Source organism: Acinetobacter sp. YH01019 (assembly GCF_013420285.1).
GTDB lineage: Bacteria > Pseudomonadota > Gammaproteobacteria > Pseudomonadales > Moraxellaceae > Acinetobacter > Acinetobacter gandensis.
Genome location: NZ_VOYM01000073.1, coordinates 1 through 14,738 on the forward strand (window position 1 = coordinate 1; position 14,738 = coordinate 14,738).

Annotated in this window: 20 protein-coding genes and 1 pseudogene; 12 read left to right on the forward strand and 9 right to left on the reverse strand. The window is 36.5% G+C overall.

Going from position 1 to position 14,738, the window contains the following annotated elements:
* From FTT84_RS14285 to FTT84_RS14295, 3 genes and pseudogenes are all read left to right on the forward strand, one after another.
* A pseudogene (locus FTT84_RS14285) lies at window positions 1-733 on the forward strand (plasmid mobilization protein); the annotation flags it as partial.
* A gap of 549 nt (window positions 734-1,282) precedes the next feature.
* Window positions 1,283-2,176: a replication initiation protein RepM gene (repM, locus tag FTT84_RS14290; protein WP_092692898.1), complete on the forward strand. Its 894-nt coding sequence runs from the start codon at window positions 1,283-1,285 to the stop codon at window positions 2,174-2,176.
* Window positions 2,177-2,239: 63 nt separating this feature from the next.
* The gene (locus FTT84_RS14295) at window positions 2,240-2,800 is read left to right on the forward strand and encodes a plasmid replication DNA-binding protein (protein ID WP_180081546.1); all 561 of its coding nucleotides are present in this window, start codon (window positions 2,240-2,242) and stop codon (window positions 2,798-2,800) included.
* Window positions 2,801-3,008: 208 nt separating this feature from the next.
* On the opposite strand, the gene FTT84_RS14300 is transcribed toward FTT84_RS14295, so the two are convergent.
* Both FTT84_RS14300 and FTT84_RS14305 read right to left on the reverse strand, forming a co-directional pair.
* Window positions 3,009-4,340, reverse strand: coding sequence for a basic amino acid/polyamine antiporter (locus FTT84_RS14300; protein WP_151982606.1), 1,332 nt, complete (start codon window positions 4,338-4,340; stop codon window positions 3,009-3,011).
* Window positions 4,341-4,345: 5 nt separating this feature from the next.
* A complete protein-coding gene (locus tag FTT84_RS14305) occupies window positions 4,346-5,224 on the reverse strand; it encodes a homocysteine S-methyltransferase family protein (protein WP_151982604.1) in 879 nt (292 codons plus the stop codon).
* A gap of 212 nt (window positions 5,225-5,436) precedes the next feature.
* Between FTT84_RS14305 and FTT84_RS14310 the strand changes: the two genes are divergently transcribed.
* Together FTT84_RS14310 and nadS are read left to right on the forward strand one after the other, a co-directional pair.
* The gene (locus tag FTT84_RS14310; protein WP_039253786.1) at window positions 5,437-5,757 is read left to right on the forward strand and encodes a type II toxin-antitoxin system RelE/ParE family toxin; all 321 of its coding nucleotides are present in this window, start codon (window positions 5,437-5,439) and stop codon (window positions 5,755-5,757) included.
* Window positions 5,750-6,022 (forward strand): NadS family protein, encoded by a 273-nt coding sequence (gene nadS, locus FTT84_RS14315; protein ID WP_000369781.1) that lies wholly within the window; start codon window positions 5,750-5,752, stop codon window positions 6,020-6,022. The genes FTT84_RS14310 and nadS overlap by 8 nt, the downstream gene beginning before the upstream one ends.
* A gap of 86 nt (window positions 6,023-6,108) precedes the next feature.
* On the opposite strand, the gene FTT84_RS14320 is transcribed toward nadS, so the two are convergent.
* On the reverse strand, window positions 6,109-6,651 hold the full coding sequence (locus FTT84_RS14320; RefSeq protein WP_005176773.1) for a cysteine hydrolase family protein: 543 nt from the start codon (window positions 6,649-6,651) through the stop codon (window positions 6,109-6,111).
* 84 nt (window positions 6,652-6,735) lie between these two features.
* The gene (locus FTT84_RS14325; RefSeq protein WP_180081545.1) at window positions 6,736-7,620 is read right to left on the reverse strand and encodes an MBL fold metallo-hydrolase; all 885 of its coding nucleotides are present in this window, start codon (window positions 7,618-7,620) and stop codon (window positions 6,736-6,738) included.
* Window positions 7,621-7,752: 132 nt separating this feature from the next.
* Here FTT84_RS14325 and FTT84_RS14330 point away from each other — a divergent pair, with 132 nt between their 5' ends.
* The 3 genes from FTT84_RS14330 to FTT84_RS14340 all read left to right on the forward strand — a co-directional run bounded on the left by FTT84_RS14330 (window position 7,753) and on the right by FTT84_RS14340 (window position 9,539).
* Window positions 7,753-8,724 (forward strand): GlxA family transcriptional regulator, encoded by a 972-nt coding sequence (locus FTT84_RS14330; RefSeq protein WP_004733159.1) that lies wholly within the window; start codon window positions 7,753-7,755, stop codon window positions 8,722-8,724.
* Window positions 8,725-8,953: 229 nt separating this feature from the next.
* Entirely contained in the window at window positions 8,954-9,241 is a 288-nt protein-coding gene (locus FTT84_RS14335; RefSeq protein WP_151204772.1) for a BrnT family toxin, read from the forward strand.
* A complete protein-coding gene (locus tag FTT84_RS14340) occupies window positions 9,228-9,539 on the forward strand; it encodes a BrnA antitoxin family protein (RefSeq protein ID WP_180081552.1) in 312 nt (103 codons plus the stop codon). The genes FTT84_RS14335 and FTT84_RS14340 overlap by 14 nt, the downstream gene beginning before the upstream one ends.
* Before the next feature lie 49 nt (window positions 9,540-9,588).
* On the opposite strand, the gene FTT84_RS14345 is transcribed toward FTT84_RS14340, so the two are convergent.
* Window positions 9,589-9,792: a hypothetical protein gene (locus FTT84_RS14345; protein WP_180081551.1), complete on the reverse strand. Its 204-nt coding sequence runs from the start codon at window positions 9,790-9,792 to the stop codon at window positions 9,589-9,591.
* Window positions 9,793-9,902: 110 nt separating this feature from the next.
* Between FTT84_RS14345 and FTT84_RS14350 the strand changes: the two genes are divergently transcribed.
* Window positions 9,903-10,712, forward strand: coding sequence for a serine protease (locus FTT84_RS14350; RefSeq protein ID WP_180081549.1), 810 nt, complete (start codon window positions 9,903-9,905; stop codon window positions 10,710-10,712).
* Window positions 10,713-10,817: 105 nt separating this feature from the next.
* Here the strand turns inward: FTT84_RS14350 and FTT84_RS14355 are convergent, their stop codons facing one another.
* Together FTT84_RS14355 and FTT84_RS14360 are read right to left on the reverse strand one after the other, a co-directional pair.
* Window positions 10,818-11,117 carry a HigA family addiction module antitoxin gene (locus FTT84_RS14355; protein WP_218949774.1) on the reverse strand — a complete coding sequence of 100 codons (300 nt, stop codon included), beginning with the start codon at window positions 11,115-11,117 and terminating at the stop codon, window positions 10,818-10,820.
* Between the two features lie 8 nt (window positions 11,118-11,125).
* Window positions 11,126-11,404, reverse strand: coding sequence for a type II toxin-antitoxin system RelE/ParE family toxin (locus tag FTT84_RS14360; RefSeq protein ID WP_180081548.1), 279 nt, complete (start codon window positions 11,402-11,404; stop codon window positions 11,126-11,128).
* Between the two features lie 236 nt (window positions 11,405-11,640).
* On the opposite strand from FTT84_RS14360, the gene FTT84_RS14365 reads away from it, so the two are divergent.
* Entirely contained in the window at window positions 11,641-11,880 is a 240-nt protein-coding gene (locus tag FTT84_RS14365; RefSeq protein ID WP_159373095.1) for a hypothetical protein, read from the forward strand.
* A gap of 337 nt (window positions 11,881-12,217) precedes the next feature.
* Here FTT84_RS14365 and FTT84_RS14370 read toward each other — a convergent pair whose 3' ends face one another.
* Entirely contained in the window at window positions 12,218-12,442 is a 225-nt protein-coding gene (locus tag FTT84_RS14370) for a hypothetical protein (RefSeq protein ID WP_004728467.1), read from the reverse strand.
* A gap of 151 nt (window positions 12,443-12,593) precedes the next feature.
* On the opposite strand from FTT84_RS14370, the gene FTT84_RS14375 reads away from it, so the two are divergent.
* The gene (locus FTT84_RS14375; RefSeq protein WP_004728465.1) at window positions 12,594-12,839 is read left to right on the forward strand and encodes a hypothetical protein; all 246 of its coding nucleotides are present in this window, start codon (window positions 12,594-12,596) and stop codon (window positions 12,837-12,839) included.
* A gap of 249 nt (window positions 12,840-13,088) precedes the next feature.
* Here FTT84_RS14375 and FTT84_RS14380 read toward each other — a convergent pair whose 3' ends face one another.
* Window positions 13,089-13,868, reverse strand: coding sequence for a hypothetical protein (locus FTT84_RS14380; RefSeq protein ID WP_004728463.1), 780 nt, complete (start codon window positions 13,866-13,868; stop codon window positions 13,089-13,091).
* Window positions 13,869-14,174: 306 nt separating this feature from the next.
* On the opposite strand from FTT84_RS14380, the gene FTT84_RS14385 reads away from it, so the two are divergent.
* Window positions 14,175-14,738, forward strand: a 564-nt coding sequence (locus tag FTT84_RS14385) for a MobA/MobL family protein (protein ID WP_180191842.1), incomplete at its 3' end; no start/stop codon positions are given.

Below are 14,738 nucleotides of genomic sequence, written 5' to 3' on the forward strand. Positions count from 1 at the left end.
ATATTTCAAACGCTATAACCCCAAAGAGCCAAGCAAAGGTGGTGCAAAGAAAATCCAGCTGCAAGATGGCCATGCAGACTATTCCACTTTTTTGATCTATATCCGAAAACAATGGGAAAACCATCTCAATGATGCCCTTGCACAGCACTGCCCGACCGTCACCTACACACTGGATGGCCAAGACATCACCATCAAAAATCAGGTTTCAGCAGACAGCTATGAAAAATATAACGAGATCCACAGCACGCTATACCTTCCAGAGCCAAAACTAGGCGTTGGCCAACAAAATGCGACAGCGGAATATCTCGCCCAAATCCAAAAAATCCGAGAACACAACCAGCAAGAACGAGAACTCGAAGAACGCCAAAAGCAATTAGATCAACAACATGAATATTTTTATAGTGCTGAAAACCATCCATTTTCATCATTGGAAGTGATGTATTACCTGAATTACTTAATCAAGAATGCAAAAAATAAGGACACACTAAAAAATGATTTGAATGAAATTATAAAAAACCAAGGTCCTATACTTCAAAAAGAAGGTTGGTCCATCCACGAAATGAATGAAACACTCGAAGATTCACGACGTAACGGCACCCCATGTTTTGAGTTTGAGGTACATTCCCGACCTGAATCCGTATTACCGATACAAAATACGCCTCCCAAACTTACTCAATCAGAACCAGTACAACCTAAAACTGATGATTATGATTACGGTGGTCCAGGTTTTTAAAATTATCTGGCTTTATTCAGGCCTTACAGAGCGAGTGTCTACGAGCGAACAGACTCAATTAAAATTTTCGCCATGCTTTTTCCCTGATTACAAGCTCCCCTTTACTGCTCAGACTGAGATATAGAGCATCCCGAAGGGTGCGAACAGATTTAATTTGCTTCTAGGTCGAGCGAAGCGAGCATAAAAAAATTGATGAGCGAAGCGAATTCCGAGTTGCTTTTTCTTTTTTTGAAGTTATTACGGGATTAACCAAAAAATTGCCCCTTCGAACTGAGCGTAAGCGAAGTTCAATAGAGTTTGAGCGTAGCGAAAACATAGGGCAATTTTTCATTCTTATCCTTTTTAATATATTTTAAATCTTTTAAATCTTTTCAGTCCTCTGTATGCCTTATGCAGTAAAGGTTTCAAAGTTTAAATATGACGGATTGACTACTAACTATGACGGATTGACTACTAACTATGACGGATTGACTACTTAACTATGACGGATTGACTACTAACTATGACAAGTATATAATTGTCATATATTAAAAAATCAATGGTTTTGTTTTGAATAAAAATCACGTTGTAAAATCAAATCAAGTAATAGAAGCATCATATCAATTAAGTGCCGTAGAACAACGAATTGTCTTAGCTGCCATTTCACGTATTCCAAAAAATCAGCCTATTACAGATGACGAGCTATATCCTGTTAGTATCAGTGAGTTAAAGCAATTAGGTGTACATGAAAAAACAGCATACAGAGATTTAAAGGAAGGTATTAATAGACTCTATGAAAGATCTATTAACCTCAGTATTGATGACAAATCTATAAAAATGCGATGGGTACAAGAAATCCAATTTCTAGATAGTCAAAGTGTCATTGGGATTCGTTTTTCAAAACCAATTCTGCCTTTCATCTCTAATTTAAGTAGAGAATTCACCAAATATGCCCTATCAGACATCGCTGGGATCAATAGTGGGTACGGTATTCGTATTTATGAGCTACTTGTTCAATATCGACAAATAGGTAAACGTGAAATTTCAGTTGAGAATTTACGGACAATGTTAGAGCTTGGTAAAAAGTACCCTTTATTCGCAGATTTCAAGAAACGAGTAATTGATACTGCTATAGACCAAATAAACGAATACAGTCCTTTAAATGTCACTTATGAACAGAAAAAGACTGGTCGTAAAGTTACTAGTATTATTTTTTCATTTAAAGAAAAGGCTAAGAGTATTAGTCATCAGAATACAGATGTACCTAAAGAATTTTATAAACTAACAGATGCTCAAATTAATATGTTTGGAAATCAACTTTCTCGTTTACATGAACTATCACATCTAGCACTGCAAGGTGAAAGCTATGAGGATTTAGCTGTAACAATTAAAGATATGTTGAGAGATCCAAAACAGCAAAAGCAGTTTTTACCTCATCTAAAAAACTTAGGCTTTAAACCTTGAGTGTATTGGAGAATACACTTATTGTATTCTCCAATACGTATCGTGAATACACAGTAATACACTATGAAAACAAGTACAAAATACAGTGTTAGTGATGCTGCAACACTGTATAAAAAATCTAGAGCTACTCTTTATAAAGATATAAAAAATGGGATATTAAGTCGTGATCATGATGGTTCTATCGACTTTTCAGAACTCCTCCGTATATATGGAGAGCCTTTCGGTGGAAAACACTCAAAACACATCGAAACGTCTCCAAGACAAACCATTAATACACCTGAATACACAGACGATACAGTTAATCAATTAAAAAATCAGATCGATTTTCTAAAGAAACAGTTGGAAAAAGCAGAAGATAGGGAGGCTAAAGCAAATTCTCGTATTGATACATTATTGACTCTAATTGAAATGAAGCCAACAAAGGTATATCCAACGCAAGATCCTTCAACAACGCAATCTAATCCACCTCAAGTAGAGCATGAATTAACTGTACAAAAGAATAAATATGACGGATTGACTACTACTAGTAATCAAATAGAAAAACGCATTCCAGTTCCAGAGCATGTAGAACCAGAGCCAAAGAAAAGGGGCTTTTGGAGCCGATTCTTTAAGCCGTATGGCTGATCTGATTGTTCATCTGGGCTTATCAAAGCCGTGGAACATTGCTCACTTATTAAGCGTGGAACGTGAAAAATCATAAAAAAAGCCCACCTTGGGGAAGATGGGCTATAAACTAGAAACTACAGCATTGATTTCTAAGTGGAATTATAACGTATTTCGTATAAGGTGTATTATGTTAATTTAGAAAATTTATAAATCATCTTCATTTAAGTTATTTATCAAGACTTGAGATTGAACGTTTTAAGGAGAAACGGCTGTAGAAAAAAATCAATAATCCTAATGCATAAAAAATACCAGATAACAGAAGTAATGAAAATCCAGCAGCATACAACAACCAGACTGCATACATTGTTGCAATACTTGCAATGACAATATGTTTTGTCCGTTTATTGCGAATCGATTCTTTTAAGTAAAAAGCAGAAACTAAAAAGTATGGCAATAAGATCATAACTGATGAAATTAACAATAATTGTGTGTAATTTTTATTGAAAAAACAAACGGCAATCAATGATAGTTGTACGACAATAGACGTTAGCCATAGAGAGGCAATTGGCACACTATTTTGGTTAGTTTTCAAAAATATTTTTGGGAAAGCCCCATTTTTTGCAGCTAGATAAGGAATCTCTGTTGCAAAAAGTGTCCAGCTTAAATATGAAGATGAAACAGAAATAATCAGACCAAGTGTAATCACGAAAGTACCAGGAATACCGATCAATTGCCCTAAAATAGTTGCCATTGATGGATTATGCATACCTGCGATTTCACTACGGATATTTATGCCATAAGCCAGTACTGTCACCATCACATAAAAAGCCAGTGCCAGCAATACACCAAGCAGCGTTGCTTTTCCAATGTCATTTCGCTTTTTAGCACGAGAGGAAAGTACAACCGCACCTTCAATTCCTGTAAATACCCAGAGTGTAATCAGCATGACATCACGTACTTGTTGCCATACGGGCATTTGAAGTGAAGTATCCAAGAAATTCAGTTTGAATAATTCGAGTTTAAATGCGACAAATGAAAAAATAATAAAAATAACCAATGGAATAATCTTGGCAATGGTTGCCATAAGATTGACCAGTGCGGCTTCTTTGATACCACGGCTGACCAACCAATGGACGAGCCAGACAAATAGAGATGAACCAATTAGAGCGTAAAGTGTATTGCCTTCGCCAAAGTAGATGTGTTCAGGTGTATCTGTAAACATACCTACGGCTGAAAATGCGATGACGACATAACCGACAATGCCGATAGTGGTACATAACCAGTAACCCCAAGCGGAACAAAAACCAATCAGATCACCAAATCCTTCACGGGCGTAGTTATAAATTCCACCGTCAAGATCTGGTCGTTGCCGTGTTAAATAAAGCAGGGAGAAGGCCAAAAAAATAATACCAATGCCTGTAATCAGCCATGCAAAAAGCAAGGCTGATCCATTGGCTACAGCAGCCATATTTTGTGGCAAACTAAACACACCAGAACCGACCATAGAGCTAAACACGAGTGCGGTTAAGGATAGCAAGCCAATTTTAGAAGTTGACATAAAAATTATTCTTGAAAAAACTGAGAAAGTTTCTGAATGTGTTCAGGACCTATGCCACAGCAGCCACCAATCATGGATGCACCAGCGTGTTGCCACTGTTTTGCAAATGTTAGATAAGCATCTGGATCTAGATCTTTACGAACTTCATCCAAACCATCATTGGCTGTTGCTTCACTGTTTTGTGGTGGAAAGGCATTTGCATAAGCACCAATTTTGACACCAGACGGAAGTAGGCTACGGATTTCTTTGATTGCATTTAGAATGACTTCTGGCTGACAGCAATTAAATAAAATTGCATTTGCACCGAGTTCATGTACAAGCTGAGCAGCTTGTTGGATATTTTCACCAGAACGTAATTTTGCTTTAGTTAGAGCTTGTTCGTCTTGCAAGGTAAATGATACCCAAAATTCACGTCCGTCTTTTGGTAGTAACTGATGAATCGTTCTTACTTCTGCGAGGCAAGATTGTGTTTCTGCAAGCCAAAAGTCAACGTCTGGAGAGAGTGCTCCAATAATTGGTTTTGCTAAAGCTTCGGCCTTAGATTGATCAAACAGATCTGCGCGATAAGAACCGAATAAAGGTGGTAGACAGCCTGCAATTTGAATAGGTTGGCCACTTTCTTGGACCGCGAGTTTGGCTTGATTGGTGGCAATTTTTACAAGTTCCGTTACTTCACGATCAAAACGTTCCTGACCAATATGAAATGGTACCACAGCATAATTATTGGTGGTAATGACTTGTGCACCAGCACGAATGAAGTCCAAATGTACTTCTTTTACAATTTCTGGTGCCTCTGTTAGTGCCAGAGCAGACCATTCTGGTTGTCTAAAGGGAGCACCTCTACGTGCAAGTTCGCGTCCGAATCCGCCATCTAAAATTTTCATAAAAATTCTGAGAAATATTGATTATAAAAGAAATAGAATAAAGTCTTTGCTTGGAAAACTATCAATTAACTAGTTTTTTTATATTAAAATTTCATATCTATATAAGATTTATTTAAGATAATGGTGGTTATGCGAAACGAGAGCTACCAGCTCTCGTTTTTTGTTATGGAAACTGCTAAAATTCAAATACGCCATTGACGTATAAAGAGTCCATGTTATTTATTGAAACCAGCATCTTTACCAAGCAAATTAAAGACCTTGTATCTGATGAGGAATATCGTCAACTTCAGCAAGATCTTTTGGTACAGCCTGATAGAGGTGACCTAATCAAGAATGGCGGTGGTATTCGCAAAGTACGTTGTGCTCAAGGTAACAAAGGGAAAAGTGGTGGGATACGGGTGATTTATTATTGGGTCACCGAGGATGATCAGATCTTTTTCTTAGTGGCTTATCCAAAATCAGTAAAAGATAATTTAACAGATAAGGAAACCGCCATTCTGCGCCAACTCGTGAAGGAGCAATTTCATGGATAACAACTTATTTGATGACTTGGTTGCTTCAATCAAAGAAGCTGGAGCTATCAAACGTAAAGAAGTTAAAGCAAGCCGAGTTACAGAACTCGAATTGCCTGATATTAAAGAAGTACGTGAAAAAACTGGCTTGAGCCAAAATGAATTTGCTGCACGTCTACATATTAGCCCCCGTACCCTGCAAAATTGGGAACAGGGACGACGCTATCCAACTGGACCAGCAGCTACATTGATTCGAATTTTAGATGCTCACCCAAGCCTTATTTGAAAAAATTACTTAAAAAATGGGAGCTTAAGGCTCCCATTTTTATTTCGTATAAGGTGTATTATGTTAATTTTAGAAAATCTTAATCTTTAACTAACATAATCTTCAGTTGATATCACTTGAGCATATGCAAATTCAAAAGCGGCCATTAATGTTGCATGGACATGACCAGCAGGTACTTTAACGCCATTAAATTCCAAGTCTAGTGTTGCACAAGCATCATGAATAACTTTTACCTTATAACCAAAATCAGAAGCAGCACGAACAGCAGCATCAACACACATATGGCTCATAGCACCAATCACGACTAACTCAGTCACTTGATTGCTATCTAAAATTTCTTTGAGATTCGTGTTTAAGAACGCATTGATGTGATTTTTAATGATCACAGATTCATCTTCTTGCGGCTTAACTGTGTCCTGAAATTCAATACCATTTGAGCTAGGTTCAAATATAGGAGATTCAGCATCAGCAATATGTTGGACATGAATCACTTGAGTACCCTGTTTACGGGCCTTCGCAATTACTTTCACTGCATTAGCAGCAGCTTGTTCAATATTTACCAATGGTAATTTACCTGTAGGTAGATATTCATTTTGTAAGTCGATAACTAATAAAGCTGATTTTGACATATCTATTCCTTTACTTAACTAATATTTGTTTTGTTCTGCTTAGGATTTTAAAGAAGTGGAAGTATTCCACTTCTTTAAGTTTCTTTAGAAAGAAAGCGTTTCACCATCAATAGGAATTAAAACCTTATCTTGAATCCCTTTGTCTTTTACGTACTCTGCAAGCTCAGCACGTGTTACTGACATGTGGTTAATTGCATCCATGTGAACAGCAACCACTTTAGCATTTGGTGTTTTCTGAGTTGCACGATAAGTATCTTCTTTGCCCATAATAATGGATTCTTTAAAGCCATCAACCAAGGCGTTACCTGTATTTAAGACAATCACATCAGGTTTAAATGTTTGAATCGCTTGATCAACTTCAGAACGCCAGATGGTATCTCCTGCCACATAAACAGTTTCATGGCCAGCAGCTTCAAATACCACACCCATTGCTTCACCTAATCCAGCTTTAAGCTTAGGAATACGGTACATGGCATTAGTACCGTGTTGACCACCAGTTTTAGTGAGCTTAATCCCTTCAAAGGTCGCTTGAGTTAATACACGAACATCTTTGAAGCCTTGTGACTGAATGATTTTCTGGTCTTCTTTATTCTGTACAAACAACGGCATGTTTTTCGGAATAGTCGCTTGTGCTGCATCATCCCAATGATCTAAATGGGTATGGGTCACGATTACCGCATCTACACCTTCTAAAATCGTTTCGGGCTTGATAGGCAAATCGACTAATGGGTTCCGTAAATAGCTACGATGAGTATCAGGAAAACCTTCATAGAATCCTTTTTTAGCAAACATTGGGTCAATTAAAAAAGTCGTATCAGCATAGGTTACTTTAATCGTTGCATTGCGAATTTCTTGTATATGCGTAACTTTAGAAGTATCTCGCTGAACCACCTTATCATTCGCATATAAATGGACTGAAGCCATTGCCAGAGAGAGTGCAATAACAGAGCTACTTAAAATTTTATTCATGTTCCAGATCCAATCATTTAGTCATACTCGAATCATGATAGGAAAAATTAAGCAATAAAATTGTCTTTAAGGACAATCATCGAAACTATTGGGACAACATGCTATATTTATTATTTTAGAGAGGTAGACCGAATGGCTATACCAGTGATTGGATTGTTCGTTTATCCCAATATAAATCCATTTCACTTCTCTATCCCCCATATCATTTTCAATATCAGGATTGAAGATAAACGCTTATTTGATCTGAAAATTTTTTCTATAGATGGCCAACCCGTAAAAACAGAACAGTCTATGATGATTATCCCTGATGGGGGGATCGAACTCATTAAAGAGTCGGATCTTATTATTATTCCTGGATGGGATGATTTTAATCATGAGCCTGAAGAAGTACTTATCAATGCCCTAAATTGTGCATATCAGACTGGAATTAGAATTGTAGGGTTATGCTATGGAACTTATGCATTGGCATATGCAGGGCTGCTTGACCATAAAAAAGCAGCTACGCACTGGATGGCTGAACAAGATTTTAGTGAACGATTTCCACAGGTTCAGCTTGATAATGACGCCCTGTATGTAGAGGACCAAAGGATCGTAACCTCTGCTGGAACAGGCGCAGCGTTAGACTGCTGCTTGTACTTGGTACGTGAAATCTATAATGCACGAATTGCGAATAAAGTCTCTAGAGTAATGGTGATCCCGCCTCACCGTGAAGGTGGGCAAGCTCAGTTTATTGAACAGCCAGTCGCAGAATCGAGCCAAGATGCACAAATTAATGTATTACTTGATTTTTTAAGAAAGAATTTAGCTTTACAACATAATATTGAAAGCCTCGCTGAACGGACACATATGACACGCAGGACGTTCACACGGCATTTTAAGAAAGCGACAGGCATGACCCTAGTCGATTGGCTGAATACTGAAAGAATCAGATTAAGTTGTGAACTTTTAGAAACGACAAACTTGTCTATCGAAAAGATAACCGAGCTTTCAGGTTTTAATAATACCGTGTCATTTAGAAAAAATTTTCGTGAAAAATATGGCACCAGCCCTCAGGCATGGAGAAAAGCTTTTGGGATCATTAATGAAAATAATCCACCCATTTAACATAATGGGCGTTATACGAAATGCATACATTGAAATTTATAAAAATCAAAAACTTATGCTATAAATAATGTGCTCGATGATGTCGAAAAGCCGGCTTGGAAACAAGTCGGCTTTTTTATGAGCAGTTTTGGAATGTTTTGCCAATAATTTTGACTAAAAATTACACCAATCATGTTGAGTGATACAATTTTGTGATACATTATTGTATATACAAATTTGAATGTTTTTTATGGAACAGTATTTCGAATGGGATGAGGCAAAGAATCGAAAGAATCAGAAAAAGCACGATGTCTCTTTCGAAACGGCAAGCCTTGTTTTTGAAGATCCGCTGAGGATCTCAATCCAGGACAGACATACCGATGGTGAAGAACGTTGGCAAACTATTGGAAAAGTAAAAGGCGTACTAATGCTACTAGTAGCTCACACCATCTTTGATGAAGATGACTGTGAAATCATACGAATCATTAGTGCCAGACAGGTAACTAAGGCGGAGCGAAATCAATATGAGCATGGTTAGATATACACGCAAAGAGCTGAATGAAAATTTCGGTAACAAGCAAGATGCTGAAATTGAACGCTTGCTTGCTAAGGGAGCGGTTCCTGACGATCAGCTAGATCTATCAGATATTCCTGAAATTACGGACTGGAGTAATGCTATTCGTCATGGGCAATTTTATCGTCCAGTGAAGCAACAAACCTCTGTTCGTCTTGATGCTGATGTACTGGCATGGTTAAAAGCACAAGGGAAAGGCTATCAGACACGCATGAATAAAATTCTACGTGAAGCAATGTTAAAAGACTTAAAAAATCATTAATAAAAAAGGAGCTATAGCTCCTTTTTTATATTTAAACTAAACCTCAAAATTATTTTGCTTTAAAGCTAACAGTCTTACAGTTATCACATTCAAAATAAAAAATTTCTTTTTTTTCAAATATTTCATCTGAACGTGTTGCTTGTTGATCAATAGATAAGTTTGATTTCATTAAATCTATGCGTGCTAGATTCTTGATATGAGAAGTTTCTACTTGGCAGCTAGTACATTCTTGAATTACATGTGTTGGTAACATTATTATCTCTCATATTAAGTTTTAGTTCACTTAACTATATAATAATTTTAAAATTTATGCTTAATACTGAACATAAATATCTTATTTTAAGCTAAAAATAGATCAGAACTATGTTTAAAGATTTATATGAAAAAATCCAAAGCTGCTGTGGATATGTGACGGTTTTTGAGGGTGATGAAATCATAAGTGAAGGCACCTGTTTTAGCTTTACTAATATAGGTGAGGTTATAACCGCTGCACATGTAGTAACTGGTAGGATGCCTATAAAAGAAGAAGATTATAGGCATCCACAACAAAGAATTCTTATAAAATTTCCCGAACTTCCCTTAGTTGAATATGCAGTATGTTTTTGTTCTTTTGGGATTAACGTCCCATCTTTTAAGGAAATAATACAACTAGATATAGCTGTATTACGACCAAAAGTAGAACAGATATTCAAATTTCCATTTCTACCAGCAAGTATTAATTCAGTAGATTTAGGTCAAAGAGTGTTTATTGCAGGCTATTCAGATGAACTTAATATCCCATTTTCTCTTGAAAAAATTATCGATCCAGAATCATTTGGTGCAGATAAGTTTATCAAAGCAATTAGAGAGGAAGGTTATTTAGCAGATATGACAGGCTCAATAATTAAGCAAGGTTATGTTGGGAATATTCGTCGTATTTTTGCTGATGATAACTCCCAAAATATAAAAATAGAAACAGACGTTTTTTATATAGACAATGGTATGCATAGTGGTGCGAGTGGAGGACCTATTGTCAATGAAGAAGGCATTGCTTTAGGAGTGTTAACACAACGTGCAATAACTCCAGCGCATCAATCAAATAATTCTGAATTAAAAGTTCCTTCAGGTTCATCAATAGGAATTTCATTGCAAATTTTAAAAACTGTTAGTGAACTTAGGCAAAAAAAACAATGAAATTTCGCATAGATAAATTGTTTATTTAACATAAAATCTCTTATAGAAAATAATAATAGACAGAAAAAAGAGGACAGGAGTCCTCTTTTAAAATCAAATCTAAAATTAGCAGCTTATAAAAAATGGCTTAATTTCAGGTCGCTGCTTCTGAGATTCGACCCATAGAGAATGTTTGGATTGAACACGCATTAAAAGATCGGCACTGATACCCAAAGCATCATGTAGACGCAAAGCTATATCTGCGCTCACGGGAGCTTTACCATGAATAATTCTAGACAACAAAGTTCTAGTTACTTTTATCCGATCTGCAAGTTCAGTAACAGTGATGGTTTGTCCTTCCTCTTTTAAACCATCTAACCATTCAGAAACCAATTCTCCTGCATGTGCTGGGTTATACATTGTCATAATTCACCTCAATGATAATCCTGATAGTCAACGATATGAGCATTGCCATTTTTAAAAGTAAAAGTCATACGCCAATTTGCATTAACAGTAATTGCCCAATGATCTTTTAAATTGCCTTTCAACGGATGCAGTTTCCACCCAGGGAAATTCATTTCTTCTATACTTTGCGCTTCATTCAATGCCGTTAACTGTCTTTGTAATTTAGTTGAATGTTTTGCCTGAATACCTGAAATAGAACCTGTGTTAAAAAACCTTTCCAATCCTTTGTGTTTAAAATCTACAATCACAATACTATTCCTGTGTATAGTAAAACTTTACACTAAAACGTATAGTATTGCTACACGTTATAATATTTTAATGGCACGTATAAATCTAAGACTTGTTTTAATCGTGGCTAAGATGATATTTCGTGGCTTCTAAACCATTGATTTTAGATTGAGAATTTTGGCTGCCATGACGTTACTTTGGGGTGTGGCTAATGAATACAGTATGATATACCTATATAATTTATATGCAGATTATTATGAATAAAGAAGATCATAAAAAAATGCTTGATCAGTTTGAAAGATCAAATAAACAAAGAGAAGATAGTAAACGATTTACTGCTCAGTTCTTTTTAATCTTAGCTCTGATAATTGGTTTCTATACAGGATATGGATTATTACCTCCTACTGACTTCATTACATTTATCGGTTTTGTATTCATGTCTTTAGTTTCAGCTATTGGTATGTTTATGCTTTTTGCTTTTATATTTCAATTCTAACTCTCTTTTAAGTGTAGTGAAGCATCTCCTCCAATGAAGGTTGTGCTCTCTCTACGTGAATGAAGTAGCACTAAAATGGCTACTTAACATAAAATCTCATATACGAAATTCAGGTGTAAGCCCCAAGTAGAAATGTCCGGTTTAACGATTGCCCGTCCTAAGATCTCAGAACGTAAGGTACTTTGATGAACATCCTGGTTCTCAAAAATCGAAACTTTATTGAAAAGTTCTATTGAGGTTTATAAGTACCTCAAAATAAAAAAATGCCTGAAGTTCAGGCATTTTTTACGTCATCAATCTCTACTAAAAAGCTTACAGCTATCAAAAAATGAGAGTTTTACTCTTTTGAATACGACTTAATTTTTTCAAAAATTGGATAGAAATCTAATCCCTCATCTTTCATCGTAGAAATCAACGCAACGATTACAGCGATATGTGTAGGAACCACACCTTGTTTACTGTAATTCGTAATCGAATTGGGTTTCATATCCAATAAGGCAGCAAATTCCTTAATTGAAAGCCCTGCTTTACCGATAAGACGTTGAAATTCAGTATATGGCATTTGATTAAATTTATAGAAATCGTGTTTTGAGATTATAGCATAGGGTTATATTTACATAAAAACACATAAAATTATGTGTTAAACACATTATTTTATGTGTTATAAATAGTTTATCAACGAAACTATTTATCATCTCTATAGGAGACATACTATGTACTCATACCCTAATTCAAACGCTGAAAAGAAAATTGCCCTCATGATCATCAATGACTTTTTCATTCAAAAAGCACATGAACTCTGGATTTTTTTACAACTCGACCCGAGCTTTAACGACTATGAAGCAACAGTCATTTGGACTCGACGTTATCTAGAGGAACATCCAGAAGGTGAATACAGCGACATTCAAAAAGCCTTCCTTTCTTGTTTCCCAGAACACTTCTTCAACTTTGACTATTGAGTTATGAATCGTCTTTAGTCTTTTGTGGCTTGAAACCCGCATAAACACTATAAAACCCTGGCAGGATACCGGGGTTTTTTATTGCAATATTCTACACACCTGGCAAATTGGCAATCATCATCATGATTATTCGGAATTTACCCTTCTTATTGTTTAAGAAAATGGATATCTAAATCCAATCAATCACTGAGAAGCCTGATATATCAGGCTTTTTATTACTAAAGATAACTTCTGTTAATCTAATTATTTTTAACTATTTTTTCCTGCCTTACACTCTGATAAAGCTAAATAAATTTCTTTTATATACTCAGGAACGACTTCACCCTCATACTCAATCATTGCTAATTTATCAATGACCTTCAGAAATATTGGCCACCTGAAGTACAAAGTACCAAGATCCATATCAATCTGCTCAAATATTATAGATTTTTCGATCTTATTGATGATCCTCTTATTTCCTACAATGGCTTTTCTAACTTGATCTGGTGTCAAGGTATCAATATTAAGACCCAATTCTTTATAAGCAGCAATCACAGCGCCACCGAGCTGATACTTTCGATTGTTTTCAGCTTTACGCTTTTTCCCTGCATCTTTTTTCTGGATCTGACTCAAGTACAGCTCCAAATCAGCATATTGCAGTTTTTGAGCTTTGAAATTCAGATATCGGGTACACATCATCTTCAGAATATTCAGTTCAGCAACACCCAGTTGATTGTCCTGGTATGCATGAAACAACTCGATAAATTTAGCTTCATATTCAGTCTGTCTAGGATTTTTAGACAGCTCATCAAACAGCAGCTGAAGCTTCAGATGCTCTCTGTAAGGTTTTAATGCTTCTTTGACTAATATTTTCTGTGCTTCAGACAACATCTCAAAATTAAAGTCTTCAGCCTCCAATGCATCAATGACCTGATTCTGTAATTCAGTACGTCGATTGTTCTCTAATAAAAAATCCACGAAAGCATGTAACTCTGCTCTCTGAAGTAACTGAGCTGGTCGACCACGCTTTTTTGCTTTTTCCTGGGTCATATCATCTGCCGCCTAATTTTCAGAACTGCAACCTCTTTAAATATGGTTTTACCATATTTAAAGAGGGCAGTCTGAAAATAATTATTTAAAATAAAAATAAAATTTCTTGAAAAGAAATTTTATTTTTATTTTAAATAATTCGCACTTGACAGTTTCTCCTGATCGGAGAAACTAGTACGCAATGGGGCGATTCCCCCTTGACCCCCTTCAACCGGATTTTTCAGCCATTGAGGCATTGCAAATCCGGACGGTTTTCATTCCGTTTCACTGCATAAAAACCGGTCCCAAACCAACAAAAAGGTGAACATGGCCAGCTACCATTTCAGTGTGAAAAGCAAAAATAAAGGTTATGCCATGGGCCATTACCTCTACATTGCCCGGCTAATGCAATATGAGCAAGTTCGCAAAAACACTAATGAGGTGCTGGAACATGTTGAACTTGGCAAATGCATGCCGTCCTGGGTGAAAGATCCGATTGAATTTTGGCAAGCCGCTGATACTTATGAACGAGCCAATGCCAAGGCCTACATGGAGTATGAAATTGCCCTACCGAATGAGTTTACGCCAGAACAGCGTAAAACGCTCATAGAGACGTTTTTTGACAAACACATAGTCCCACAGCAATATCCGCACTCATACGCCATACACAACGTAAAATCACGCATCAGTGGCGAAGATCAGCCCCACTGTCACCTGATGTTCTCTCTCAAAGCCAATGACGGTATTGAACGGACAGCCGAACAATATTTCAAACGCTATAACCCCAAAGAGCCAAGCAAAGGTGGTGCAAAGAAAATCCAGCTGCAAGATGGCCATGCAGACTATTCCACTTTTTTGATCTATATCCGAAAACAATGGGAAAACCATCTC